Source organism: Xanthomonas sp. NCPPB 3005 (assembly GCF_041228095.2).
Taxonomy (GTDB): domain Bacteria; phylum Pseudomonadota; class Gammaproteobacteria; order Xanthomonadales; family Xanthomonadaceae; genus Xanthomonas_A; species Xanthomonas_A bonasiae.
Genome location: NZ_CP166096.2, coordinates 1,301,852 through 1,327,362 on the forward strand (window position 1 = coordinate 1,301,852; position 25,511 = coordinate 1,327,362).

General features: G+C 70.1%; 23 protein-coding genes and 1 pseudogene. 15 read left to right on the forward strand and 9 right to left on the reverse strand.

Annotated elements, in window-relative coordinates; genetic code table 11:
* Positions 1–65: 65 nt before the first annotated feature.
* The 3 genes from AB8810_RS05610 to AB8810_RS05620 are packed head-to-tail and all read right to left on the reverse strand — an operon-like array spanning position 66 to position 1,614.
* Positions 66–899 carry an MBL fold metallo-hydrolase gene (locus AB8810_RS05610; RefSeq protein WP_369915783.1) on the reverse strand — a complete coding sequence of 278 codons (834 nt, stop codon included), beginning with the start codon at positions 897–899 and terminating at the stop codon, positions 66–68.
* Positions 896–1,246 carry a metalloregulator ArsR/SmtB family transcription factor gene (locus tag AB8810_RS05615; RefSeq protein ID WP_191824450.1) on the reverse strand — a complete coding sequence of 117 codons (351 nt, stop codon included), beginning with the start codon at positions 1,244–1,246 and terminating at the stop codon, positions 896–898. Before AB8810_RS05615 ends, AB8810_RS05610 begins: the two co-directional genes overlap by 4 nt.
* A 5-nt stretch (positions 1,247–1,251) precedes the next feature.
* On the reverse strand, positions 1,252–1,614 hold the full coding sequence (locus AB8810_RS05620; RefSeq protein WP_191824449.1) for a rhodanese-like domain-containing protein: 363 nt from the start codon (positions 1,612–1,614) through the stop codon (positions 1,252–1,254).
* 136 nt (positions 1,615–1,750) lie between these two features.
* Between AB8810_RS05620 and AB8810_RS05625 the strand changes: the two genes are divergently transcribed.
* The 4 genes from AB8810_RS05625 (at position 1,751) to trxC (ending at position 7,066) form a co-directional block, all read left to right on the forward strand.
* On the forward strand, positions 1,751–2,833 hold the full coding sequence (locus AB8810_RS05625) for an efflux RND transporter periplasmic adaptor subunit (protein WP_206256853.1): 1,083 nt from the start codon (positions 1,751–1,753) through the stop codon (positions 2,831–2,833).
* Between the two features lies 1 nt (position 2,834).
* Positions 2,835–6,053 (forward strand): efflux RND transporter permease subunit, encoded by a 3,219-nt coding sequence (locus AB8810_RS05630; RefSeq protein ID WP_369915784.1) that lies wholly within the window; start codon positions 2,835–2,837, stop codon positions 6,051–6,053.
* A 99-nt stretch (positions 6,054–6,152) separates the two neighbouring features.
* Complete coding sequence (locus AB8810_RS05635) at positions 6,153–6,632, forward strand: OsmC family protein (RefSeq protein ID WP_369915785.1); 480 nt, start codon at positions 6,153–6,155, stop codon at positions 6,630–6,632.
* Positions 6,629–7,066: a thioredoxin TrxC gene (gene trxC / locus AB8810_RS05640; protein WP_369915786.1), complete on the forward strand. Its 438-nt coding sequence runs from the start codon at positions 6,629–6,631 to the stop codon at positions 7,064–7,066. Before AB8810_RS05635 ends, trxC begins: the two co-directional genes overlap by 4 nt.
* A 125-nt stretch (positions 7,067–7,191) precedes the next feature.
* Here trxC and AB8810_RS05645 read toward each other — a convergent pair whose 3' ends face one another.
* From AB8810_RS05645 to AB8810_RS05655, 3 genes are all read right to left on the reverse strand, one after another.
* A complete protein-coding gene (locus AB8810_RS05645; RefSeq protein WP_369915787.1) occupies positions 7,192–8,004 on the reverse strand; it encodes a S1/P1 nuclease in 813 nt (270 codons plus the stop codon).
* A 105-nt stretch (positions 8,005–8,109) separates the two neighbouring features.
* Positions 8,110–8,730, reverse strand: coding sequence for an OmpW family protein (locus tag AB8810_RS05650; protein WP_179566835.1), 621 nt, complete (start codon positions 8,728–8,730; stop codon positions 8,110–8,112).
* Between the two features lie 116 nt (positions 8,731–8,846).
* Complete coding sequence (locus tag AB8810_RS05655) at positions 8,847–9,476, reverse strand: OmpW family protein (RefSeq protein ID WP_179566833.1); 630 nt, start codon at positions 9,474–9,476, stop codon at positions 8,847–8,849.
* Positions 9,477–9,644: 168 nt separating this feature from the next.
* Between AB8810_RS05655 and gap the strand changes: the two genes are divergently transcribed.
* Positions 9,645–10,646 (forward strand): type I glyceraldehyde-3-phosphate dehydrogenase, encoded by a 1,002-nt coding sequence (gene gap, locus AB8810_RS05660; RefSeq protein WP_184411928.1) that lies wholly within the window; start codon positions 9,645–9,647, stop codon positions 10,644–10,646.
* Between the two features lie 232 nt (positions 10,647–10,878).
* Here the strand turns inward: gap and AB8810_RS05665 are convergent, their stop codons facing one another.
* Positions 10,879–11,340, reverse strand: a complete 462-nt coding sequence (locus AB8810_RS05665) for a hypothetical protein (RefSeq protein WP_191824442.1) — start codon at positions 11,338–11,340, stop codon at positions 10,879–10,881.
* Between the two features lie 462 nt (positions 11,341–11,802).
* Here AB8810_RS05665 and AB8810_RS05670 point away from each other — a divergent pair.
* Positions 11,803–12,026: pseudogene (locus AB8810_RS05670) on the forward strand (hypothetical protein); the annotation flags it as partial.
* A gap of 126 nt (positions 12,027–12,152) precedes the next feature.
* On the opposite strand, the gene AB8810_RS05675 reads toward AB8810_RS05670, so the two are convergent.
* Positions 12,153–12,761, reverse strand: a complete 609-nt coding sequence (locus tag AB8810_RS05675; RefSeq protein WP_191824581.1) for a TetR/AcrR family transcriptional regulator — start codon at positions 12,759–12,761, stop codon at positions 12,153–12,155.
* 213 nt (positions 12,762–12,974) lie between these two features.
* Between AB8810_RS05675 and AB8810_RS05680 the strand changes: the two genes are divergently transcribed.
* From AB8810_RS05680 to AB8810_RS05695, 4 genes are read left to right on the forward strand one after another with little or no spacing between them, the layout of a single operon-like run.
* Positions 12,975–13,763 (forward strand): SDR family oxidoreductase, encoded by a 789-nt coding sequence (locus AB8810_RS05680; protein ID WP_191824441.1) that lies wholly within the window; start codon positions 12,975–12,977, stop codon positions 13,761–13,763.
* Between the two features lie 40 nt (positions 13,764–13,803).
* Positions 13,804–14,589 (forward strand): SDR family NAD(P)-dependent oxidoreductase, encoded by a 786-nt coding sequence (locus AB8810_RS05685; RefSeq protein ID WP_369915788.1) that lies wholly within the window; start codon positions 13,804–13,806, stop codon positions 14,587–14,589.
* Positions 14,532–14,969: a hypothetical protein gene (locus AB8810_RS05690; RefSeq protein WP_343204334.1), complete on the forward strand. Its 438-nt coding sequence runs from the start codon at positions 14,532–14,534 to the stop codon at positions 14,967–14,969. The genes AB8810_RS05685 and AB8810_RS05690 overlap by 58 nt, the downstream gene beginning before the upstream one ends.
* Complete coding sequence (locus AB8810_RS05695; RefSeq protein ID WP_369915789.1) at positions 14,966–15,973, forward strand: NADP-dependent oxidoreductase; 1,008 nt, start codon at positions 14,966–14,968, stop codon at positions 15,971–15,973. The genes AB8810_RS05690 and AB8810_RS05695 overlap by 4 nt, the downstream gene beginning before the upstream one ends.
* A gap of 28 nt (positions 15,974–16,001) precedes the next feature.
* On the opposite strand, the gene AB8810_RS05700 is transcribed toward AB8810_RS05695, so the two are convergent.
* Positions 16,002–17,078, reverse strand: coding sequence for a methyl-accepting chemotaxis protein (locus tag AB8810_RS05700; protein ID WP_179566817.1), 1,077 nt, complete (start codon positions 17,076–17,078; stop codon positions 16,002–16,004).
* Positions 17,079–17,329: 251 nt separating this feature from the next.
* Between AB8810_RS05700 and AB8810_RS05705 the strand changes: the two genes are divergently transcribed.
* From AB8810_RS05705 to pyk, 5 genes are all read left to right on the forward strand, one after another.
* Positions 17,330–20,041 (forward strand): DUF2339 domain-containing protein, encoded by a 2,712-nt coding sequence (locus tag AB8810_RS05705; protein ID WP_369915790.1) that lies wholly within the window; start codon positions 17,330–17,332, stop codon positions 20,039–20,041.
* A complete protein-coding gene (locus AB8810_RS05710) occupies positions 20,038–21,402 on the forward strand; it encodes a DUF3999 domain-containing protein (RefSeq protein ID WP_369915791.1) in 1,365 nt (454 codons plus the stop codon). Before AB8810_RS05705 ends, AB8810_RS05710 begins: the two co-directional genes overlap by 4 nt.
* 265 nt (positions 21,403–21,667) lie before the next feature.
* The gene (locus AB8810_RS05715; protein WP_369915792.1) at positions 21,668–22,846 is read left to right on the forward strand and encodes a phosphoglycerate kinase; all 1,179 of its coding nucleotides are present in this window, start codon (positions 21,668–21,670) and stop codon (positions 22,844–22,846) included.
* Positions 22,843–23,487, forward strand: a complete 645-nt coding sequence (locus AB8810_RS05720; protein ID WP_206229437.1) for an HAD-IA family hydrolase — start codon at positions 22,843–22,845, stop codon at positions 23,485–23,487. Before AB8810_RS05715 ends, AB8810_RS05720 begins: the two co-directional genes overlap by 4 nt.
* 402 nt (positions 23,488–23,889) lie before the next feature.
* The gene (gene pyk, locus AB8810_RS05725; protein ID WP_145702518.1) at positions 23,890–25,356 is read left to right on the forward strand and encodes a pyruvate kinase; all 1,467 of its coding nucleotides are present in this window, start codon (positions 23,890–23,892) and stop codon (positions 25,354–25,356) included.
* Positions 25,357–25,511: the final 155 nt, after the last annotated feature.

Consider the following 25,511-nt stretch of genomic DNA (forward strand, 5'->3'; position numbering starts at 1 on the left):
GCACGGCGCGCAGGCCGTCGCCAGCGCAATGCGGTCGTGCGGGGCATGCCCGCATCCTACCGCCTTCACTGCGGCGCGGCGTGCAGGTCGTCGGTGCGGCCGGCCTGGATGTTGGCGCGTACCGACGGCTGCATCAGCCGCGGCGGCGCCAAGGTCGCGTCGCGCGCGCGCCGCAACGCGACGAACTCGGCTTCGCCGATGCCGTCGCGCACATGGATGTTGTCGCGGCGCTGCGCGCCGATGCTGGTTTCGCAGGCGACCGCGCGGCCGCCTGCGCCGTAGTCGTGGCAGACGAACACGCGGGTGGCGGCCGGCAGTGCGTAGAGCGCTCGGATCGAGCGGAACAGCGTGGCCGCATCGCCGCCGGGGAAATCGCAGCGTGCCGTGCCGCTGTCGGGCATGAACAGCGAATCGCCCGGAAACAAGGCGTCGCCGATCAGGTAGGCGATGCTGTCGTCGGTATGTCCGGGCACCGCGATCACCTGCGCCTGCAGCGCACCGATCGCGAAACGCTCGCCGTCGGCGAACAGGTGGTCGAAGCCGCAGCGCCCGTCGCCGGCGTCCTCGGCCAGGCCGAATTGCGGCGCGAAGCGCGCGCGCGCCGCGCGGATGCCGGCGCCGATCGCCAGCGTCGCCTGCGGCCAGCGTTGCTTGAACCACTGCGCCGCGGAGACGTGGTCGGCGTGGGCATGGGTTTCCAGGATCCAGCGCAGTTGCAGGCCGCGCGCGGACAGCAGCTCGGCCAGGCCCTGCACCGGCGCCTCGCGCAGGGTGGCGGTGTCCGCATCGAAGTCCAGCACCGGATCGATCACCGCGGCGTCGTGGCCGTCTTCGACCAGATAGCTCCAGGTGCCGGAACCGGCGTGGTGGAAGGGGTGGACGTGGGGAACCTGGCTCATGGGCCTGCCTTGGCGGGAGAGGAAGGGCCGACGCTGCAATAGATGCCGTGCAAGGTATCGAGGATGCGCTGCGCCGGGCCGGGGACCAGCGAATAATAGATGGTCTGCCCGTCGCGGCGGGTCTGCACCAGGCCGTCCTCGCGCAGCACCGCCAGGTGCTGCGACAGCGCCGATTGGCTCAGGTCCAGGCGCGTGTTGAGTTCGCCCACCGAGTGTTCGTGGTCCACCAGCAGGCACAGCAACAGCAGCCGCTTCTCGTTGCCGAGCGCCTTCAGCAGGCGCGCGGCCTCGCCGGCATGCGCACGCATCGCCGCAGGATCCATCGCGGGTTGCAGACGGCGGGCCATCGGACTCAGAAGGCGACCGGCAGGCCGGCAGCGGTCCAGCCGAGGAAGCCGCCGTTCAACGAGCGCACCGCGCTGTAGCCGAGGTGCTGCAGGCTCAGCGCGGCCAGCGTGGAGCGGCCGCCGCTGGCGCAGTACAGCAGGATCGGCTGGTCGCGCCGGGCCAGCGCCGGGTCGGTGTCGAGACGGAATTCGAGGATGCCGCGCGGAATGTTGATCGCGTTGGGCAGGTGGCCGACGGCGAACTCGCCGGGTTCGCGCACGTCGATGATCCATTCGCCGGGCAGCGGCGTGGCGGCGGCGTCGGTATCGACCTCGTGGATCTGCGGGCGTGCCCTGTCGACCAGGGCTTGTGCGGAGGAATGGGGCATTGGGGGCTCCGGTGGATGAACGGCGCTCATAATATCAGTTGACTCTAATATAAGAAAATTCTAATTTATCTCGCAGCCAGCGACGGTTCGCTGGCACCGACCGGGTTCCGTCGAACCCTCGTCCTGGAGCCGCCGCGTGAAGCCGTTTGCCCTCTCGATCGCGCTGGCCGCGAGCCTGTCGCTGGCGGCGTGCCGCCACGAATCCACCTCGGCGGTGCCGCCGCCGCTGCCCGCGCTGCAGACCGACCCGGTGGCGTTCGCCGATCCCGCCGCGCGCGCCTGGGATGGCGTGGTCGCCGCGGTGGAGCATGCCGACCTGTCGGCGCAGACCGACGGGCGGGTGCTCGAAGTGCGCGTGGACGTCAACGATCGCGTCGCCGCCGGCCAGGTGCTGCTGCGGCTCAGCGCGGTGGAGCAGCGCGCAAGCGTGGACAGCGCACAGGCGCAGTTGCGTTCGGCCGCGGCCAGTGCCGACGAGGCCGAGGCCAGCTACCGCCGCTACGCCGCGCTGGCCGGCGCGCAGTACGTGTCGCGTGCGCAACTGGACCAGGCCCGGGCCACCCGCGATGCCGCGGTCGCGGCGCGCCAGTCCGCCGCCGCGCAACTGGCGCAGGCGCGGCAGCCGGCCGACTACACGGTGATCCGCGCGCCGTTCGCCGGCGTGGTCAGCGCGCGCCAGGTGCAGCCGGGCGAAGCGGTGGCGACCGGCCAGGCGCTGCTGTCGCTGTACGCGCCTGGCGCGCAGCGCATCGACGTGCAGGTGCCGCAGTCCGACGCCGCGGCGATCCGCGCCGCGCCGCGCGCGCAGGTGCGGCTGGACGATGGCCGCGCGCTGACGGTGCCGCAGGTGGTGGTGTTCCCCACCGCCGATCCGAACAGCCACAGCGTGACGGTGCGCGTGCCGTTGCCCGCGCTGGCGCCGGCACCGGCGCCGGGGACGACCGCCAAGGTCGCGTTCGCCGTCCCCGACGCTGGCGCCGATGTGGCCACGGCCACGCTGTGGATGCCGCGCGCGGCGTTGCTGCAGCGTGGCGAACTCAGCGCGGCCTATGTGCTCGCCGCCGGCACGCTGAGCCTGCGCCAGCTGCGCGTGGGCCGGCAGGATGCGCAGCGGGTCGAGGTGCTGGCTGGATTGCAGGCCGGCGAGCGCGTGGCGCGCGATCCGGTCGCCGCCGGACAGGCGCTGGCCGCGCAGCGGCGCGCGTTGGCGGAGCGCTGAGATGGCGGCGCGACTGGGCGTGTCCGGGCGTCTGGCAGCGGCGTTCCAGGCCAATCCGCTGACCCCGTTGCTGGCGCTGCTGGGCCTGCTGCTGGGCCTGGCCGCGGTGGCGATCACCCCGCGCGAGGAAGAGCCGCAGATCGACGTGACCATGGCCACCGTGTCGGTGGCCTTCGCCGGCGCCGATGCGCGCGAAGTGGAGCAATTGCTGAGCACGCCGCTGGAGCAGAAGCTGGCCGAGATCGAAGGAGTCAAGCACGTGACCTCGGTCAGCCGCCCGGGGCAGGCGCTGCTGACCGTCGAGTTCCAGGTCGGGGTGCCGCGCCAGGCGGCGCTGGTGCGGCTGTACAACCAGGTCTATTCGAACCTGGATGCCTTGCCGCAGGGCATGGGCGTGGGCACGCCGCTGATCAAGCCCAAGGGCATCGACGACGTGCCGGTGATGGCGGTGACGTTGTGGAGCGACGATCCGCAGCGCAGCGCGGTGGACCTGGGCGAGGTCGCGCACACCCTGGAAAGCGAACTCAAGCGCATCCCCGGCACGCGCGATATCTACAGCATCGGCGCGCCGCAGCGGGTGCTGACGTTGACCCTGGATCCGTCGCGGCTGGCCGCCTACGGCCTGACCGTGTCCGACCTGAGCCAGTCGCTGCAGGCGGCCAATGCGGTGCGCCAGCTCGGCGAGCGCATCGGCGGCGGTCGCGCGGTCCCGGTCGCCGCCGGCACCTTCCTGGCCGATGCCGACACGGTGGCGGGGCTGGTGATCGGCGTGCACGAAGGCCAACCGCTGCATCTGCGCGACGTGGCGCAGGTGCGCGCCGGCGCCGACCTGCCGAGCAGCTATGTCTGGTACGGCGCACCGGCGGGCCGCGGCGGTCCGGCGCAGGGCCGTGCGCCGGCGGTGACGCTGGCCATCGCCAAGCAGCCCGGCAGCGATGCCGCCGCGATCACCCGCGCCGTCGCCGCGCGCCTGCGGCAGCTGCGCGGCGAGACGATCCCGCAAGGCGTGCACGCCGAGGTGACCCGCGACTACGGCGCCAGCGCCGACGCCAAGGCCGCCAAGCTGATCCACAAGCTGGTGTTCGCGACCGGCTCGGTGGTGCTGCTGGTGCTGTTCGCGCTGGGCTGGCGCGAGGCCGTCGTGGTCGGCAGCGCGGTGGTGCTGACCCTGGCGCTGACCCTGTTCGCGTCGTGGGCGATGGGCTTCACCCTCAACCGGGTGTCGCTGTTCGCGTTGATCTTCTCGATCGGCATCCTGGTCGACGACGCCATCGTGGTGGTGGAGAACATCCACCGGCACATGCGCGCCGGCGGCAAGACCCTGCGCGAGGCGATCCCGCCGGCGGTGGACGAGGTCGGCGGGCCGACCATCCTCGCCACCTTCACCGTGATCGCGGCGCTGATGCCGATGGCCTTCGTCAGCGGGCTGATGGGGCCGTACATGCGGCCGATCCCGATCAACGCCTCGGTCGGCATGCTGCTGTCGCTGGCGATCGCGCTGATCGTGACCCCGTGGTTGTCGCTGAAGCTGCTGGCGCGGCATGCGCCGGCGCCAGCCGCTGCCGACGGCGCCACGCCATCCGCATCGCCGCGCCTGCAGCGCTTCTTCTCGAAACTGCTGCACCCCTTCCTCGCCCCCGAGCGCGGCGCGCGGCGGCGCGGCTGGCTGTTCGCCGGCATCGCCGCATTGCTGGTGCTGGCGGTGTCGCTCGTCGGGTTGCAATGGGTGGTGATGAAGATGCTGCCGTTCGACGACAAGTCCGAATTGCAGATCGTGGTCGATCTGCCCGAAGGCAGCACCCTGCAGGACACCGATGCGCTGCTGGTCGAACTGTCCGGCGTGCTCGACCGCACCCTGGACGTGCACGACTATCAGGGCTATGCTGGTACCTCGGCGCCGGTCAATTTCAACGGCCTGGTGCGTCAGTACTACCTGCGCAGCGGCAACAACGTCGGCGACCTGCAGGTGAACCTGGTCGACAAGCAGCTGCGCACGCGGCAAAGCCACGCCATTGCGCGCGCGCTGCGTCCGGCATTGGCGGCGATCGCGCGCCGCCATGGCGCGGCGCTGAAGGTGGTGGAGGTGCCGCCGGGCCCGCCGGTGCTGGCGCCGCTGGTGGCCGAGGTGTACGGCCCGGACTACGCGCGCAGCCGCCAGCTGGCGCTGGCATTGGAGCGGCGCTTCCTGCGCACGCCGAACGTGGTCGATGTGGATACCAGCGTGGAAAGCGCGGCGGCGCGCGAGGCGCTCGTGGTCGATCGGGTGCGCGCGGCGCGGCTGGGCGTGACCCAGTCGGCGATCGCCGATGCGCTGGCGGCGTCGGTGCAGGGCGTGGACGCGACCTGGCTGCACGATGGCGCTTCCAAGTACCCGCAACCGGTGCGGCTGCGCCTGGCCGCGGCCGCGCAGGCCGGCGTCGCGCGCATGCTGGCGCTGCATGTGCGCGGCGGCGACGGCCAGCTGGTGCCGTTGTCGGAACTGGTCGCGGTGCAGCGGCTGCCGTGGGACGGTGCGATCTGGCACAAGGATCTGCGGCCGGTGGTGTACGTCACCGGCGACGAGGCCGGGCGCCTGGACAGCCCGCTGTACGGCATGTTCGACCTGGTCGGGCAGCTGCGCCGACAGCGCGTCGGCGGGCAGGCAGTAGCGCAGTCCTTCATCGCGCAACCGCTCGACAGCGGCGATTTCGCGGTCAAGTGGGATGGCGAGTGGCAGATCACCTACGAGACGTTCCGCGACATGGGCATCGCCTACGCGGTCGGCCTGCTGCTGATCTATCTGCTGGTGGTGGCGCAGTTCCGCAGCTATCTGGTGCCGCTGGTGATCATGGCGCCGATTCCGCTGACGGTGATCGGGGTGCTGCCGGGGCACGCGCTGCTCGGCGCGCAGTTCACCGCGACCAGCATGATCGGCATGATCGCGCTGGCCGGCATCATCGTGCGCAATTCGATCCTGCTGGTGGACTTCATCCGCCAGGCCTTGGTGCAGGGCCGCAGTGCCGAGCAGGCAGTGGTCGAGGCCTGCGCGGTACGCGCGCCGCCGATCGTGCTGACCGGGCTGGCGGCGATGCTGGGCGCCTTCTTCATCCTCGACGATCCGATCTTCAACGGCCTGGCGGTGGCGCTGATCTTCGGCATCCTGATCAGTACCGCACTGACCCTGCTGGTGATCCCGCTGCTGTACTACCCGTTGGCGCGCCGCGCTGCCAAGCCGGCGTGAGCGAGATGCGCATGCGCGTCCACGCGGTCTTTCCGGCGCCGGCGTAGAGTCGGCATTCCCCCTGTCTGCGTCACTGGAGACCTGCATGAGGAGTTCTGCATGACCATCGGCGATCCGATCCGCGTCACCCTCGAACAGGAGGCGGATTTCGCGTTCCGCATCCAGTTCGACGAAACCGATCTGGCGCCGTGGCTGGGCGACGAGACCGCGCCGCTGGGCCACGAGCGCGGGCCCAACCCTTCGCGCATCCTGTTGGCCAGCATCGCCAACTGCCTGGCGGCGAGCCTGCTGTTCGCGCTGCGCAAGTTCAAGAACGATCCGGTCGGGGTGGTCGCGCACATCACCGCCACGCCGATGCGCAACGCGGAAGGGTTCTGGCGCATTCCGCAGGCATCGGTGGAACTGCAACTGCCCGATGGCAACCAGGACTACGCGCAGCTGCAGCGCATCCTCGACCGGTTCGAGCAGTTCTGCGTGGTCACCCAGAGCGTGCGCCAGGGCATCGACGTGCAGGTCACGGTCAAGGACGCGCACGGCAATGTGTTGCTCGGCGACAAGAGCATCGAGGCCGGCGCGTGAACGATCCGCTGCACATCGCCTGCCCGCACTGCCAGGCGCTGAACCGGGTGCCGGGCGAACGCCTGGCGGCGGCACCGCAATGCGGGCGTTGCCATCGTGCGCTGTTCGTCGGCGCGCCGGTCGCGTTGACCGCGGACACCTTCGCCGCCCATGCCGAGCGCAGCGACATTCCGCTGCTGGTGGACTTCTGGGCGCCGTGGTGCGGCCCGTGCCGGACCATGGCGCCGCAGTTCGAGGCCGCCGCCGCACACCTGGAACCGCGCATGCGCCTGGGCAAGCTGGACACCGAGGCGCAGCCGGCGCTGGCGGGGCGCTTCGGCATCCGCAGCATTCCGACCCTGGCCTTGCTGCGGCATGGCCGCGAGTTGGCGCGGCACAGCGGTGCGATCGGTGTTGCCGAGATCGTGCGCTGGGCGCAAGGGCATGCCGGCTAGGTCCGGCCCCCGCGCGATCCCGCAGCATTCCTGTATTCCTGTAGGAGCGGCTTCAGCCGCGACAGGACCTGTCGGGAAGGCCTGTCGCGGCTGAAGCCGCTCCTACAAAAAGCAGGGGCCGCGCGTTACTTCCCCAGCGCAGCGTTCAGCGTCGCCGCCAGATCCGCGCCGGCCTGGCGCAGTTGCGCTTCGGCGACCGGGCGCCAGGTCGCCACGTAGTCGGCCGGCAGCTTGGCGCCGGGCGGGTAGAAGCCCGGGCGCAGCATGATCCGGCACGAGGCTTCGGCCCAGGCCGCGGCCGGCGGCGGCAACGCGCTGCCGGCAGGCGAGGGGGCCGGCAGCGGTTGCGCCTGCAGCTGCGCCAGGTAGTGCGCCTCGTCCAGGCCGCGGCTGCGCAGCAGGCCGCTGTCCCACAGCGAATGCAGGTTGCTGCCCTTGCCCTCGAACTGGATCTGGAACGTGTTGGCGCCCTTGTCGTGGGCGTAGCCGGCGTGCAGCGGCTGCTGGATGTCGCCGGCGAAATGCACCACGAACTTCAGCGCCTGGGCCCGTGCCGCCTGCGGCTGGCTGCGATCGGCGAGGATCGCGGCCTGGCGGCGCAGCGCCTCGACCGCGCAGTTGCCGTCGGGACAATCGCGGGTTTCCTCGTAGTGGCACTGCTCTTCGCCGAGGTTGACGTAGTGCCAGGGGCCGGTGCGCTTGCCCATGTCCGGGTCGCTTTCGCGCAATTGGTCGGCCCAGTTGGCGACGCCGGCCAGGGTCGGCTCGGGTTCGCCCTGCAGCAACCGCTGCACCTGCGCGCGGGCCTGCGGGGTGAGTTGGGCATCGGCGAGATCGGCGACCAGGCGATGGCCCAGCGGGCCCCAGGCGAAGGCGGCGGACGGCGCGGCGGTCAGTGCCGCGGCGAGCGCGGCGGAAACGAAGAGAGAGGATTTCATGCGCGGATTCTAGCCGGCGCCGATGACGTTGCCATGGCCGCGTCATCGCGCCGTTGCGCAACCGCTAAGCCTCGCCCGTGTGGACGCGGCTGCGGGCCCTGCGGATCAGAAATACAGCAGGTAGGCCAGGCCGTAGGTGATGGGGTCGAGCTTGGCCTTGCCGAGCGTGCCGCTGTCCACTTCCACGTCGCTGCGCATGCTGGTCCAGCGCGCGTCCACGCGCAGCGCGCTGCGCTCGCCGATGGCGAAGTCCACGCCGGCATGCACGGCCGGGCCGACGCTGTCCTTGAACTTGACGTCGTCGCGGGAGAACGCGCCCTTGCCGTCGGCGCCCAGGAAGGTGGTGTAGTTGAGGCCCACGCCGACGAACGGGGAGATGTCGCCGTTGCCGTTGAAGTGGTACTGCAGCGAGAGCGTCGGCGACAGCGCCCAGGCGCTGCCGATATCGCCGCCCTGTTCCAGGCCGATCTTCTGCTGCCCGACCAGGGTCTGGATCTCCACGCCGAGGTTGCCGCGGAAGAAGTATTCGTAGCTGAACGAGAGCGCCGGTGCGGTGTCGGCGCTGAAGCGCTGCTCGCTGCCGCTCAGGGTGCCGTTGGAGGACCCGGGCACCATGCCGTGGATGCCGTAGCTGGTGGTGAAGTGGCCGGCCGACTGCGCCGCGGCGGGCAGGGCGATGGCGGCAAGGGCGGCGACGGCGAGACGGCGGAACAGGCGTGGCTTCATTGGGGACCCCGGTGACGGCGAATGGGCGGATGCGAATCCCAGTGTCGGCCCGGCGGCGACCGATCCACATCCTTGTGGAGCGTAGTCTGCCAGAGAAGCGCGGCGCCCGCGCAGCCTCAGAACTTCATCACATAGGCCAGGCCGTACACCAGCGGATCGATGTTCGCGGTGCCCATGCTGGCGCCGTTGACCTTGACCTTGCTGTCGATGTCGGCCCAGCGCAGGTCCACCCGCAGCGCGGACTTGTCGGTGAGCGCGACGTCCACGCCGACGTGCGCGGCCAGGCCCCAGGAATCCTCCAGCTTGAGCTTGGTGCCGGCCAGCGCGCCGGTGGTGTCCTCGCTGAAGAAGGTGGTGTAGTTGATGCCGGCGCCGACGAACGGGGACACCTTGCCGGCGCTGTTGAAGTGGTACTGCAGCGAGACCACCGGCGGCAGCTGCTTGGTGCTGCCGACCTTGCCGACGCCCTTGACGTCGATGTCGTGCTTGAACGGCAGCGCGGCCAGCACCTCGATGCCCAGGTCCTGGTGCACGAAGTACTCGAAGGTGACGGTCGGCTTGATGTCGCTGCCGATGCTCAGCGGCAGGGTGCCGCCGGCCAGCTTGCCGTTGTCGGACTTCGGGTTGACCTGGTGGGCGCCGATGCCCACGGTCCAGTCGCCCTGCGACTGCGCCAGCGCCGGCAGGGCGCACAGCGCGAGGGCGGCCGCCAGGCCGGACAGCAGGAGAGGGGAGGTCTTGCGCATGATGGGTGTCTCGTTTGGGTGTGGGCGCAGTGTCCTGCCGGCGTCGCCGCGCCGCCTTGATCCTGATCAAACGCGTCGAAGCGCGTGCCGGGCGCGATGCGGCCGGCCTGATAGAATGCTCGCCCCCTTCCATCCGCCGCGTCTGGCGCGGCCGCAGGAGCTACTGAAATGGCAATCAAGGTTGGCATCAACGGTTTCGGTCGCATCGGACGCAATGTGCTGCGCTCGGCGGTACAGAATTTCGGCAGCGACATCGAGATCGTCGCCATCAACGACCTGCTCGAGCCCGACTACCTGGCGTACATGCTGCAGTACGATTCGGTGCACGGCCGCTTCGACGGCGAGGTATCGGTCGACGGCAATCACCTGGTGGTCAACGGCAAGAAGATCCGCCTGACCCAGGAGCGCGATCCGGCGGCGCTGAAGTGGGACGAGGTCGGCGCCGAGGTGGTGATCGAATCCACCGGCCTGTTCCTGACCAAGGACACCGCGCAGAAGCACATCGATGCCGGCGCCAAGAAGGTGATCCTGTCGGCCCCGTCCAAGGACGACACGCCGATGTTCGTGTACGGCGTCAACCACGCCACCTATGCCGGCCAGGCGATCGTCTCCAACGCCAGCTGCACCACCAACTGCCTGGCGCCGCTGGCCAAGGTGATCAACGACAAGTGGGGCATCAAGCGCGGCCTGATGACCACCGTGCATGCCGCCACCGCCACGCAGAAGACCGTGGACGGCCCCAGCAACAAGGACTGGCGCGGCGGCCGCGGCATCCTGGAGAACATCATTCCGTCCAGCACCGGCGCGGCCAAGGCCGTGGGCGTGGTGATCCCGGAGTTGAACAAGAAGCTGACCGGCATGAGCTTCCGCGTGCCGACCTCGGACGTGTCGGTGGTCGACCTGACCGTGGAGCTGGACAAGCCGGCGACCTACGCCGAGATCTGCGCCGAAGTGAAGGCGCAGAGCGAAGGCGCGCTGAAGGGCATCCTCGGCTACACCGAAGACAAGGTGGTGGCCACCGACTTCCGCGGCGACGCGCGCACCTCGATCTTCGACGCCGACGCCGGCATCGCCCTGGACAGCACCTTCGTCAAGCTGGTGTCCTGGTACGACAACGAGTGGGGCTATTCCAACAAGTGCCTGGAAATGGTCAAGGTGGTGGCGAAGTAAGCCGCGCCGCAACGTCCAGCCGTCATCCGAAACGCACGATTTCGCCGGAAATTTCGGCAATGCAATGCTAGTGGTGGCGTCCGGCGTTGTGCTGGAGCTCTAACGCAAAAAGGAGCGCAAAATGCGCTCCTTTTTGTTTGTCCTATGCTGAAAGAACGTTCGATCAGGACATCGCCTGCCGGTAGCGCCGGAGCGTGGCGACACACTCGTGCGCTACGCGGCGTTCGCCTGGCTACAGTGCGTTTTTGGACTCGTTGCTCTCGCTCTGGTCGTAGTCGGTGACCACGCCTTTGGAGTCGAATTCGATCGACAGCGAGTAGTCCTTGACGTTGCGCGCGCCGACGCCATGTTTCTGCGCTTCATTCACCGCGGCGCCAGTGTAGGCGCCAGGCAGCATCGACCTGAATACTCCGGTCACCGTCTTGCGGGCTTTTTCGCCATGCGATTCACCGGGGTTGTAACGCCACCTGTTTTCGTACCCGCCATTCTTCGCGGAAGTTTTGTAGACATAGGTCGGCTCGCCATAGATGGCACGCACTTCTTCTCTGGTTGTCTTGCCCAGGACCAGATTCTTCTTCACCGCCTCGGTGGTGTAGAGGCTCGGATCGTCTACCTTTTCGGCGAACGCCGGAGCAGCGAAGGAAGTGGCCAGCAGGGCCGAGATGCAAAGCGTGCGAAAGGGTTTCATGGTCATGTCCGTTTACCTTGTGATTGCGCCTGATTTGCAGATTGCATCTGTACCACGCCGACATGTCGCGCAGTCTGTGCGCATCGGCGATTCGTACATGAGCTTAGGCATGCCGAAACGGCACCGTCAACATGATGGCCCGTCTGGTCAGCCTCTTTCACGCTGGCAGGCACCCCCCGTTGGGTGCCAAGTTCATCGGCATGATGCGGTGAAGAAGGGGCAAAAACAGCCGGGATGGGGGCGATCTGTGATGTGTTGCGCTTTCTCGTTGGTTTGTCGAGAGCGCAGCCCGACAGGCGAAACCCCTCGAATCGACTTCGTCAATCGGCATAGGTCCGCGTGCATGCGCAGCGAACGCACGGCCCTGCCTGGCCGCGCTCGCCGATGCGGGACGCTCTGCATCGCCTGCAGGCTTGCCCCTACAGCGCCTGCACAATCAGCGATTGCAGTTGGTGCGCTAGGTTTCGTATGAAACAGGTGACCGACCTGATTGGCGAACGCACCGACCAGGGTTCTTACGTCACCGGTCCGGTAAGGCCTTCATTCCGTTCTTCTAGGGCGGCGACCGCTACCGCTACGAGCTCGCCTACCAGGGCCAGGGCCGCCTGGTGTTCGCCGGCAAGTCGATGGGCGGCGGCGGCAGCCTGATCGGGATCATCCACAACAAGAACGACAGCGGCTACCGCGAATAGGCGGTCGCAGCGGCAGAGCCCGGACCGCATCGCGCGCCCGGGCTTTTTTTCCTTGCGAAACGGCGGTCGTGCGCGAATGGATGTGGCTGCTGCCGCGCGGCAAGCCTGCACCGGCGTCGCGTCGCACTAACGCGATCGCGTTCCGCTGCGCTTGCCCGCCGCCGGGGCCGTGTCCAGCGCCGCGAGCAGGTTGGCGCGGCACGCCGCGAGGATCTCGTCCGCCAGCGGCGAATCGTCCGGACAGGCCCGGGACATGACGATCGCGCCGAGCGCGTGCGCCAGCATGTCCAGGCGCGCGGCGCGCGCATCGGCGGGGCTGGCGCCGGTCGCCGCAGCATCCTCGCGCTCCAGGGCCGCCAGCATGGCTTCGACGCCGTCCGCGAACGCGGACCGGACCGTCTCCGGCTCGCGTGCGGCGTCGCCGCCCAGCGCGGCCATGGTGCAGCCCACCGCGCGGGCATCGCGGTGCTCGCGCGAGACATAGCGGCGGACGAATTCCGGCGGATCGATCCCGTCCACCAGCGCCACGGTCTGCGCGATCCCGCACGCCGTCGCCTCCGCCATCAGGTCGGCCTTGGACGGGAAGTGCTTGTAGAAGCCGCCGTGGGTGAAACCGGCGGCGGCCATCAGATCGGCGACGCCGATGCCTTCGTAGCCGCGCTCGCGAAACAGCGCGGACGCGGTTTCGACGATGTGCGCCCGGTTCGCCTGCGCCTGCGCCTTGCTGACTTTCATTGCGGGTGTCCCCCGGCGGTGCTGGTCCTGGCACAAGGATACATTGATGTTGTTCATCATCAAAATGTTGACAAGTAAGATTATGATCATCATCATTGCGTGGCTTTCTTCCAATGCCTGCTTCCAGGGGCGTCGGCGGCTGAGCAGCCCCTCCACACCACGGGCCACGTCATCGTGGCCGCAGTTCCCTTTCCATCCGAAGAGACCACGCGCATGAGCACCACTTCCACCGTCCTCATCACCGGCGCCTCCAGCGGCATCGGCGCCGTCTACGCGCAGCGCTTCGCCCAGCGCGGCCACGACCTGGTCCTGGTCGCACGCGACAACGCCCGCCTGGACGCGTTGGCCGCACGCCTGCGCGAGGAACACAAGGTCGCGGTCGACGTGCTGCAGGCCGACCTGACCGCACAGGCCGACCTGGCCAAGGTCGAAGCGCGGCTGCGCGACGACGCGCGCATCGGCATCCTGATCAACAACGCCGGCATGGCCCAATCCGGCGGCTTCGCCGAGCAGACGGCGGACGGCGTCGAACGCCTGCTGGCGCTCAACACCACCGCGCCGACGCGGCTGGCGCTGGCGATCGCGCCGCGGCTGGCGCAGTCCGGCAGCGGCGCGATCGTCAACATCGGCTCGGTGGTCGGCCTGGCGCCGGAATTCGGCATGACCGTGTACGGCGCGAGCAAGGCCTTCGTGCTGTTCCTGTCGCAGGGCATGAGCCTGGAACTGGCGCCCAAGGGCGTGTACGTGCAGGCGGTGCTTCCGGCGGCCACCCGCACCGAGATCTGGGAGCGCGCGGGCATCGACGTCAACACGCTGGCCGAGGTGATGGACGTGGAAGAGCTGGTCGATGCGGCGCTGATCGGCTTCGATCGCCGCGAGTTGGTGAGCATCCCGCCGCTGCACGACGCCGACCGCTGGGACGCGCTGGACGGCGCCCGGCAAGCGCTGCTGGGCAGCATCCGGCAGGCCAATGCCGCGCAACGCTACCGGCCGGCGGCCTGAAGCCTGCAGTCCCGCACCTGCCGCGATCGAGGCGATCATCATGGAAACGCAACGCGATAGCTGGGTGCTGATCACCGGCGCATCGAGTGGATTCGGCGAGGAGTTCGCCAGGCAGTACGCGGCGCGCGGCCACCGGCTGATCCTGGTCGCGCGGCGCCTGGACCGGCTCGATGCGCTGGCGCAGGCGTTGCGGCAGCGGCACGGTGTGGAGGTCCTCGTCGAGCAGGTCGATCTGTCGCAGATCGCGGCCGTGCGCCGGCTCCACGCCGGCCTGCACGCGCGCGGCATCGAGGTCGAGGTGCTGGTCAACAATGCCGGGCACGGCCTGCAGGGGCCGTTCCTGGATGGCGACCTGGAGCCGGCGCTGTCGATGATCCAGCTGGACATCGCCAGCCTGACCGCGATGACCCATCTGTTCGGCCAGGACATGCGCCGGCGCCGGCGCGGCAAGATCCTGCAGGTGGCCAGCCTGCTGGCCTACCAGGGCGTGGAGAACTTCGCGGTGTATTCGGCCGCGAAGGCCTACGTGCTGCGCCTGGGCGAGGCGCTGCATCGCGAGTTCGCGCGCGATGGCGTCACCGTCACCACGCTGTGCCCGGGGCTGACCGACACCGGATTCGCGCGTGTCGCCCAGCAGCGGATCACGCCCCAGTTGAATGCGTTGATGATGCAGACCCCGCCGGTGGTGCGGGCCGGCATGCGCGCGCTGGATGCCGGCCGCATCAGCGTGGTGCCCGGGCTGATCAACAGGTTGAACGCGGTCTTCATGTGGGCGACGCCGCGCTGGATCCACCAGGCCGTGCTGTCCCGCATCCTCAACCGGTGAGCGCCATGCGGCTGGGTTTCCGCTCGCTGTCGGTCCTGGCCTCGCTGCTGTTCCTGGCGATCGCCTGCACCTGGATGTTCTCGCCGGACGCGATGCTGGCGAACTGGGGCATCGGCGCTTCGCCGTCGGCCGAGCTGATGGCGCGACGCGGGGCCGCGCTGTATGCGGGCCTGAGCGTGATGTTGTTCATGGCGCGCGGCGCGGCGCCATCGCCGGCGCGTTCGGCGCTGGTGGCAGGCTTCGTTACCGCCTGTTCGTTGCTGGCGGTGCTGGGCGTCGGCGAACTGGCCAGCGAGCACGCGGGCCGCGGGATCCTGGTCGCGGTCGTGCTCGAAACCGTGTTCGTCCTTGCGTTCGTTTTCGTCGGGGGAAAATCATGAAGGCGTTCTTCATCGAAGGCTATGGCAACAAGCATCCAGGCCGGATCGGCGAGCTGCCCGAACCGGAGGTGCGCGACGACGAGGTGCTGGTCGAGGTGCATGCCGCCGGCGTCAACCTGCTCGACGCGAAGATCCGCAAGGGCGAGTTCAAGCTGATCCTGCCGTACCGCTTTCCGCTGGTGCTGGGCAACGACGTGGCCGGCGTGGTGCTGCGGGTCGGAGCCGGCGTGCGCCGCTTCAAGCCGGGCGACGCGGTGTATGCGCGTCCCGACCAGACGCGCATCGGCAGCTTCGCCGAACGCATCGCGGTCAGGGAAAGCGCGCTGGCATTGAAGCCCGCCAACCTCGGCATGGAGGAAGCCGCCTCGGTTCCGCTGGTCGCGCTGACCGCGTGGCAGGCCCTGGTGGAGATGGCGCGGCTGCAGAAGGGACAGAAGGTGCTGATCCATGCCGGCTCCGGCGGCGTCGGCAGCATCGCCATCCAGCTCGCCAAGCACCTCGGCGCCTTCGTCGCGACCACCACCGGCACCGGCAACGTCGCTTGGGTGAAGGCGCTGGGCGCCGACCTCGTCATCGACTACCGCTCGCAGGACTTCGAGACCGTCGTGCACGGCTACGACGTGGTCCTGCACAGCCTGGGCAGCGACGTGCTGGAGAAATCCCTGCGCGTGCTGAAGCCCGGCGGCCAGCTCATTTCCATCTCCGGCCCGCCGGACCCGGACTTCGCCGCGCGACAAGGCCTGGTATGGCCGTTGCGGCAGGCGATCCGTCTGCTGAGCAGCGGCATCCGCAAAAAGGCCAGGCGGCACGGGGTCGGCTACGCCTTCCTGTTCATGACCGCCAACGGCGACCAGTTGCGCGAGATCGGCGCGTTGATCGAGGCCGGCAGCATCAGGCCGGTGATGGATCGGGTGTTCCCGTTGGAGGCGACCGCGCAGGCCCTGGCCTACGTCGAGAGCGGACGTGCCAAGGGCAAGGTGGTGATCAGGGTCGGCCAGCGCTGAGCGTTGGCCGACCTGCGCCCGCGTCGCGCTACAGCGCCTGCAGAATCAGCGAATGCCAGCCGGTGCGATAGGTTTCGTAGCCGGGCGAGGCTGCGTGCGCGATGCAGTGCGGGCGCCCGTCGAGGTCGCTCAGCACGGCGCCGCGCGGTTGCTTGAACAGCGCGTCGCGGCCCTGGAATTCGATCCGCTCCTGCAGCATGCGCCCGGCCGAATCGGCCAGGACCTGGCCGCGCTGGTCGACGATGCAGACCCGGCTGCGGCCCCATTCCTGTTCCGACAGCGGCGTGCGCTGGACCACCGTCTGCGCCAGCGCGTCCCAGCGGAACACGATGCCGAGCACGCCCAGCACGCGGCCGTCGACGCGGCCGCCGTCGCGCACCGTGCACGAGTACACCAGCACGCGTTCGCCATCGGCCAGGGTGCTGGCGTGCACGTCCTGGAAGCCGAATTCCTCGCCGCTGCGGGTGCGCGTGGCGTCTTCGAACCAGGCCTGCCCGGACACGTCGCTGCCGGCCGAGGCGTACTGCTGCGGCCGGCCGTTGGCGAGGATGCGGCCGTCGGTGCCGGCCAGCACCAGGTCGAAGTAGACGGTGTACGAATCCAGGATCTGGCCCATGCGCCGCGACGCGTAGGCGAGTGCGTCGTCGCCGCGGCCAGGGCGCGCGGCAGCGACGATGGCCGCATCGGTCGCCCACCAACGCACGTCGCAGCTGCGTTCGTAGAGGTTGCGATCGATCAGGTCGATGTTGCTCAGCGCCAGTTCGCTCAGGCGCGTGCGGCGCACATCGTCTTCCAGCCGCTGCAGGGTGTGGCGCATGTCGGCGCTGGTACTGGCGGCGACCTTGTCCAGGTCCTGGGTGGCGTCGGCGACGCGCCGCGACAGCACGTCCATTTCCTGCGCGATGACGCTGAAGCCGCGCCCGGCCTGGCCGATCCGTGCCGATTCGATGCGGGCATTCATCGAGATCACGTGGGTGGTGCGGTTGATCTCGTCGATGCGCTGCAACGAACGGCGCAGCTGCCCGAGCAGTTGGTCGGACAGGCCGACCACGGAGCGGATATGGTCGTCGATTCCCGCTTCTGCGGGCTTGGCTGGCAGGTTCATTGGTGCTGTCGGTGGGAGGGGAGGGAACAGCGGACGCAACGTGGGATAAGGGAGGTAGCGGCCGAGAATGCACCGGCTTTAGCGCCGATTCCGTCGGCCTGCATTGCCGGGATGCGTTGCCGCGCCTGGGTTGCGCCGCCGCCGGCGCGGCCGCGGCGAGGCCGAACTCGTCTACCATCTGCCCCAGGACCGGCGCCGCCGGACCATTGGTACGCCGCCCAGCGCCGTGCCGGCTTGGGCATGGAGTCCGGATGGAAGCGTTGATCGTGTTGGTGGTGGTGGCGGTATTGGCGGTGCCGATCCTGATGATCGTGATGCTGGTGGCGCTGGCGGGCGTGCGCCGGCGCGTGGCGGCGCTGGAACTGCAGCTGGCGCACCTGCACGGCGCGGTGCCGCAGGCGGTGCACGCCGCGACCCGATTCGACGCGGCCGACGATGTCGATGACACCGATGCCGGCTTCGAGAACGATGGCGAGCGCGATGCGCGGTTCGCCGACGGCGGTGTTGCAGAGGAACGTCCGTCCGCCGTGGCCGCCTTCGTCGCTTCGGTAGCGCCTACGCCGCCGCCGCTTCCGCCGCCGTTCATCGCGCCGACCGCCATGGCTAACGCGGCAGCGGATCCCGTCGCCGCGCCACTGCCGCCGGCACCGCGCGGTCCGGATCCGATCGAGCGGCTGCTGGCCGGCACCAAGCGCTGGTTCACCGAAGGCAACGTGCCGGTCAAGATCGGCATGCTGGTGCTGCTGGCCGGCGTCGCCGCGCTGCTGAAGTACGCCGGCGACCAGGGTTGGCTGCGCATGCCGATCCAGCTGCGCTATGCCGGCATCGCCGCAACTGCGCTGGCGGGCCTGGGCTTCGGCTGGCGCCAGCGCGAACGCAAGCGCAGCTTCGCGCTGGCGTTGCAGGGCGGCGCGATCGGTGTGTTGCTGCTGACGGTGTTCGCCGCGTTCAAGCTGTCCGGGCTGATTCCGGCCAGCGCCGCGTTCGCGCTGAGCATCGTGCTGGTGGCCAGCATGTGCGTGCTGGCGGTCGTGCAGGAATCGCGCACGCTGGCGGTACTGGCCACGCTGGCCGGGTTCCTGGCGCCGATCTGGCTGTCCACCGGCAGCGGCAACCATGTCGGGCTGTTCTCCTATTACGCGGTGTTGAACGCGGCGGTGTTCGCGATCGCCTGGTATCGGCCGTGGCGGGTGCTCAACCTGCTCGGGTTCGGCTTCACCTTCGGCATCGGCACGCTGTGGGGCGTGCTGCAATACCAGCCGGCGAAGTTCGCCAGCACCGAGCCGTTCCTGCTGCTGTTCTTCGCCTTCTACCTGCTGATCCCGATCCTGTACGCGCGGCGCCAGCCGGCCACGCGCGGCAACCTGATCGACGGCAGCCTGGTGTTCGGCACGCCGCTGGTGGCGTTCTCGCTGCAGGCCGGGCTGCTGCGCGGCGAAGGCCTGCCGCTGGCGCTGTGCGCGCTGGGCCTGGCGGCGGTGTATGCGCTGCTGGCCGCGGCGCTGATCCGGCGCGAACGCTTCGCGGTGCTCGGCCAGGCCTATGCGCTGCTGGCGGTGGGCTTCGCCACGCTGGCGGTGCCGCTGGCGCTGTCCGCGCGCGCCACCGCCAGCATCTTCGCGCTGGAAGGCGCGGCGCTGGTGTGGCTGGGACTGCGCCAGCAGCGCTGGCTGCCGCAGTTCACCGGCGCCGGCCTGCAATTGGCCGCGGCGATCGGTTTCGTGCTGGGGCTGGACATGGCCTGGCACGACGCCCAGGCGGTGGCCAATGCCACCTTCATGAGCGGTGCGCTGCTGGCCCTGGCCGGTCTCGCCAGCGCCTGGAGCTATCGCCGTGCCGGCGCCGACACCCCGGCCTTGGCCTATTACCTGTGGGGCCTGGCGTGGTGGTGCGGCATTGGCATTGCCGAGATCGAACGCTTCGTCGCGGCCGCGGCGCAGGCCGACCTGCTGCTGGCGTTCGTCGCGCTCAGCGGCTGGCTGGCCGCCGAGGCGCAGCGCCGCTGGCCGGCGCGCGCGCTGGCCGCGACCACGCTGGGCGGGCTGCTGCTCGCGTTGCCGCTGGCGGTGCTGCAGGCGGACGCGCACGGCCAGCCGTTCGCCGGGCATGGCGCCTGGGCCTGGACCCTGTTCGCGGTGCTCGGCGTACGCAGCCTGATCTGCCTGCGCGGCAGCGGCGGCTGGGTGGCGCGGGCGGCGCAATTCGCCTGGTGGCTGGTGTGGCCGTCGGTGCTGTCCTTGCTCGGCCTCTGGCTGGCGCAGCGCTTCGCCCTGGCCGAGGGCTGGCAATGGGCGTTGCTGCTGGCGCCATGGCTGGCCGCGGCGGCGTTGTCGCTGCTGCGCTGGCCGTGGCTGGCCGCGCCGCTGGGGGCGGACTTCGACCGCTGCCGCACGGCGCTGCAGGGCAGCTATTTCGGCCTGCTCGGCCTGGCCTGGCTGTGGACGCTGTGCGTGCCCGGCGCCAGTGCGCCGCTGCCGTGGGTGCCGCTGCTCAATCCGCTGGAACTGAGTCAGTTGCTGGCGGTGGCGCTGGCCGCGCGCTGGCTGTGGTCGGCGACCGCGCCGGCCCTGTTGCGGGCCCAGCGTCTGCAACTGCTGGCCGCCGCCGGATTCCTGTGGGTCACCAGCGTGACCCTGCATGCGGTGCACTACTGGGCGCCGGTGCCGTGGGCGTCGCTGTTGTCCGCCGGCGTGGCGCAGACCAGCCTGACCGTGGTGTGGAGCGTGCTCGGCGTGCTCGGCTGGGTGCTCGGCTCGCGCCGCGGCCAGCGCGGCCTGTGGCTGGCCGGCGCGCTGCTGATGGCGGTGGTACTGGGCAAGCTGCTGCTGGTGGATCGCGGCAACCTCGGCAACGTCGCCGGCATCGCCTCGTTCATCGCCTACGGCCTGCTGTGCACCGTGGTCGGCTATTTCGCGCCGGCACCGCCGCGCGCCACCGAACCGGCCGAGGAGGCCCATCCATGAAACGCCTGATCTTTCCGGCTGTGCTGCTGGCGTTGCTGCCGGTGGCGGCCTCCGCTGCCAGCCAGCGCGACGACTACGTGCAGCAATGGCCGCTGACCCTGCAGGATCCGGCCGCCGGCGCCTACCGCGTGCAACTCGACGATGCGGTGTACCGCAGCGCGCACCTCGCCTCGCTGGGCGACGTGGAAGTGTTCAACGCGGCCGGCGACCCGCTGCCGGCGGCCCTGTTCGCGGCCGAACTGGCCGAGACCACGCCGCGCCGGCAGCCGCTGCCCTGGTTCCCGCTGCCGGCCGTGGCCGGTGGCGGCGCGGACAACCTGGAGCTGATCGCCGAGCGCGATACCGACGGCAGCGTGCGCCGCATCCGCACCCGCATCGCCAGCAGCGCCACGGCCAGTGCCGAAGCGGGTTGGTTGATCGATGCCAGCGCGCTGCGCGAGCCGTTGCGCGCGCTGTCGCTGCAGTGGGCCGCCGATGCACAGCCGCGGCAGGCGCGCTACCGGGTCGAGGCCAGCGACGATCTGCGCGACTGGGAACTGCTGGTGCCGGAGGCGACCCTGGTCGACCTGGCCAACCAGGGCAAGCGCCTGCAGCAATTGCGCATCGCCATCGATCGCCAGGTGCGCTACCTGCGGCTGCTGCCGCTGTCGTCGCCGCCGCTGCCGACACTGACAGGGGTGGAAGCCGAACTGGCGCCGGCGCCCGTCGCCGCCGACTGGCACTGGCAGCAACTGGACGCGCTGCACGCCGATCCGGCGCAGCACAGCTTCGACTTCGTATCGCCCGGCCGCTATCCGGTCGCGCAGCTCGACATCGCGCTGCCCGGCAACAGCGCGATCGAATGGCGCGTGCAGAGCCGCGACAGCGCCGAGGCGCCGTGGCAGGACCGGGCCGGGCCGTGGGTGGCCTATCAGGTCGGCGCCGGCGCCAGCCGCTCGCCGCCGCAGGCGCTGACCCAGCCGGTGCGTGACCGCTACTGGCGGCTGCTGGCCACGCAGGATCCGGGCCGGCAGCGGCCGGCGCTGCGCCTGGGCTACCAGCCGGAAACGCTGATCTTCCTGGCCCAGGGCACGCCGCCCTATGCGCTGGCCGCCGGTAGCGCGCGCACCCAGCGCGCTGCCGCGCCGTTGGCGACCACCTTGCAGGCCCTGCGTGCGCAACGCGGCCCGCAATGGACGCCGGCCACCGCCACGCTCGGCGCGGCGGTCCCGCTGGCCGGCGCCGCCGCGCTGCAGGCGCCGGCCGCGCCGCGCGACTGGAAGACCTGGCTGCTGTGGGCGCTGCTGGTCGGCGGCGCATTGATCGTGGTCGGTTTCGCCTTCAGCCTGTTGCGCAAGCCGGTCGCGCCCGGCGCGGGCTGATCGGTTCGGCACCGCCACGCCACGCGCCTGTCGCGGCGTGGCGACCTCCGTGCGCGCGTGGTTTTGCCCGCGCCGCCGAGCCGCGGCCGCACGCCGCGCGATGTCTCGATTTGCCGCTGCGCGGCCGACGCCGGACAATGCCCGCCTCGGCACCGCCCGCGCGCGCTGGCGCCAGCGTGCCTAAAGCGGGCGTTCCGATCGCCGCGTCTATGCTGCGCACCGCCTCCTCTTTCCTCAGCAACCCCACGATAGCGAGCAACCGACAATGCCCATCCTGCGAATGACCGATCTCGACCTGTCCGGCAAGCGTGTGCTGATCCGGCAAGACCTCAACGTGCCGATCGACGACAACGGCCAGATCACGTCCGAGCAGCGCATCCTGGCCTCGGTGCCGACGCTGCGCCACGCGCTGGAGCAGGGCGCGGCGGTGATGGTGACCTCGCACCTGGGCCGGCCCAAGGAAGGCGCGTGGACCCAGGCCGATTCGCTGGCGCCGGTCGCCGCGCGGCTGACCGCGCTGCTCGGCGCCGAGGTGCCGCTGCTGCGCGACTGGGTCGACGGCGTGGAGGTGCAGCCGGGCCAGATCGTGCTGCTGGAGAATTGCCGCATGAACGTCGGCGAGGGCAAGGACGACGAGGCGCTGGCGAAGAAGTACGCGGCGCTGTGCGACGTGTTCGTGATGGATGCGTTCGGCACCGCGCACCGCGCCCAGGCGTCCACCCACGGCGTGATCAGGTTCGCCCCGGTGGCGGCCGGCGGACCGCTGCTGATGGCCGAGCTGGACGCGCTGGCCAAGGCGCTGGAACACCCGGCCAAGCCGCTGCTGGCGATCGTCGCCGGCAGCAAGGTCTCGACCAAGCTGGAGCTGCTGTCGAACCTGGTCAACAAGGTCGAGCAGCTGATCGTCGGCGGCGGCATTGCCAACACCTTCATCGCCGCGGCCGGCTATCCGGTCGGCAAGTCGCTGTGCGAGCCGGACCTGCTCGACACCGCGCGCAAGATCGTCGCCGACGCCAATGCCCGCGGCGCGGCGATCCCGCTGCCCACCGACGTGGTGGTGGCCAAGCAGTTCCTGCCCGACGCCGAGGCGACGGTGAAGGCGCTGGCCGACGTCGCCGACGACGACCTGATCCTGGACATCGGCCCGCAGACCGCCGCGCACTACGCCGACCTGATCGCCAAGGCCGGCACCGTGGTCTGGAACGGCCCGGTCGGGGTGTTCGAGTTCGACGCGTTCGGGCATGGCACCGAAACCCTGGCGCGCGCCATCGCCGCCTCGCCGGCGTTCTCCATCGCCGGCGGCGGCGACACCCTGGCCGCGGTCGACAAGTACGGCATCGCCGAGCAGGTGAGCTACATCTCCACCGGCGGCGGCGCGTTCCTGGAATTCCTGGAAGGCAAGACCCTGCCGGCGGTGGCGGCGCTGCAGGCGCGCGTCGCGTGAGCGCGAACACCCTGTTCTTCGACCTGGACGGCACCCTGGTCGATTCGGAGGCCGGCATCGTCGGCAGCATCCGCCACGCGTTCGCCGAACTCGGGCGCCCGGCGCCCGAGCCGCAGCAACTGCGCGCCTGGATCGGGCCGCCGTTGCGCGACAGCTTCAACGACTACTTCCACGGCGATCCGCCGCTGGTCGAGCAGGCGCTGTCCCTGTACCGCGAGCGCTACGACGCGCAGGGCTGGCGCGAGCACACCGTGTTCCCGGCGATCGGCGCGGCGGTCGCGGCCTTGGCCGCGGCCGGCCATCGCTTCGCGGTGGTGACCTCGAAGAACGAGCGCTTCGCCCGGCGCATCGTCGAGACGCTGCCGTTCGCCGCGCACTTCGAGGAGATCGTCGGCGCCAGCGACGACGGCCAGCGCCGCTTCAAGCCGGACCTGATCGCCGAAGCCCTGCGGCGGCTGTCGCTGCAGCCGGCGCAGTGCGTGATGATCGGCGATCGGCGCATGGACATCGAAGGCGCCAACCATCACGGCATGCGCAGTATCGGCGTGCTGTGGGGCTTCGGCGACGCAGCGGAGCTGCGCCAGGCCGGCGCCAGCGCGCTGGCGCAGGTGCCGGCGCAGTTGCCGGGTTTGGCAGCTTGACAGCGGGGATTGGGGAGTCGGGATTGGGGATTCGTAAAAGCGGTGCCGCTGCGGCACGCGCGCATTTCCTCCATTCCCGGTTCCAGATGCGATGACCGGCCTGCGTCGCGTGCGCCGGTCGTAGCGCCAGGCCACTCCGTGGCGTGTCTGTCCGGGTGTTGGCGGCTTCGCCCGACCGGGCCGGGAGCCGCGCAGGAGCGTTGAGTCCGGGCTTGCCCGGCGTGGCGCCCGCGCCGCCGGCTGGGCACGGGCGCGGACGGCGCCGGCGCGGCCTCGAGTCCGCATACTGTCCCGCACTGTCTGCAAGACATGCATGAATCCGCAGCCGCCTATGCCGATTCGCCATCCTGCGGTAGCGGCGCCTGTGCTAGTTTTGACGGCTTTTCCAGGGAACGACGTCTCATGATCGAACGCCAGCGCCGCACCAAGATTCTCGCCACCCTCGGCCCGGCCACGGATCCGCCCGGCGTGCTCGAGGACCTGTTCCGCGCCGGCGTCAACGTCGTGCGCCTGAATTTCTCCCACGGCGACCCGTCCGGCCAGGCCAAGCGGGCCGCCGAAGTGCGCGCCGCCGCGCAGCGCGTGGGCAGCGAAGTGGGCATCCTCGCCGACCTGCCGGGTCCGAAGATCCGCATCGAGCGCTTCGCCGCCGGCAAGGTGTCGCTGAAGGCCGGCGCGCGCTTCGACCTGGTCGCCGACGCCAACGCGCCGGCCGGCGACGAAAACGAGGTCGGCGTCAGCTACCTGGGCCTGCCCAACGACGTCAAGCCGGGCGACGTGCTGCTGCTCGACGATGGCCTGCTGCAGCTGCAGGTGGTCGAGGTCGACGGTTCGCGCATCGTCAACACCGTGCTCAACGACGGCGTGCTGTCCGACCGCAAGGGCCTGAACAAGCAGGGCGGCGGCCTGTCGCTGGGCGCGCTGACCGAGCGCGACAAGGAGCTGATCGGCATCGTCGCCAAGATCGGCGTGGATTTCATCGCGGTGTCGTTCTGCCGCAACGCGCAGGACATGAACGACGCGCGCCGCATCGCCCGCGAGCACGGCTGCGACGCCGCGCTGGTGTCCAAGATCGAGCGCACCGAGGCGATCGAGAACCTGAGCGAGATCGTCGAAGCCAGCGACGTGGTGATGGTCGCGCGCGGCGACCTGGGCGTGGAGATCGGCGATGCCGAACTGCCGGGCCTGCAGAAGAAGATCATTCGCGAGTCGCTGGCGCAGAACAAGGTGGTGATCACCGCCACGCAGATGCTGCAGTCGATGGTCGAGAACCCGATCCCGACCCGCGCCGAGGTGCTGGACGTGGCCAACGCGGTGATCGACGGCACCGACGCGGTGATGCTGTCGGCCGAGACCGCCGCCGGCGCCTACCCGGTCAAGGCGGTGCAGGCGATGGCGCGGATCTGCCTGGGCGCCGAGCGCCAGTTCGAGATGGACACCGACTTCGAGGCCGCGCAGCGCAACCTCGAGCGCGCCGACCAGGCGATCGCGATGGCGACCATGTTCCTGTCCGAGCACATCGGCCTGAGCGGCGTGGTCACCCTGACCGAGTCCGGCGGCACCCCGCGCTTCCTGTCGCGGTTCCGCTCGAAGATGCCGATCTACGCGTTCACCCGCCACGACGGCGCGCGCCGCGGCATGGCGATGATGCGCGGCGTGTTCCCGATCAACTTCGACAGCCGCGGCCTGACCCCGCGCGAAGCGGCGCGTGCGGCGATCCGCCTGCTGGTCGAGGCCGAGCGCATGGGTCCCGGCGACCGCGTGGTGTTCACCAGCGGCGAGCACATGGAAACGCATGGCGCGACCAACACCCTGCGCCTGCTCGAAGTCGGCCCCGACGGCCGCGCCAGCGGCCTGGGCGAGCTGTAGCCGCAGCGCCGCCGCCACGCCGGCCCACCACCGCGCGCTGCGTCTGCAGCGCGCGGTTTTTTTTGCCTGTCCGGCTGGCGTCGCCGGTCGCCTGCCGGTGCACGCGACTGCGCATGCGGTCGCGGATTGCGTCTACCGGATGGAAACGGTTGCAG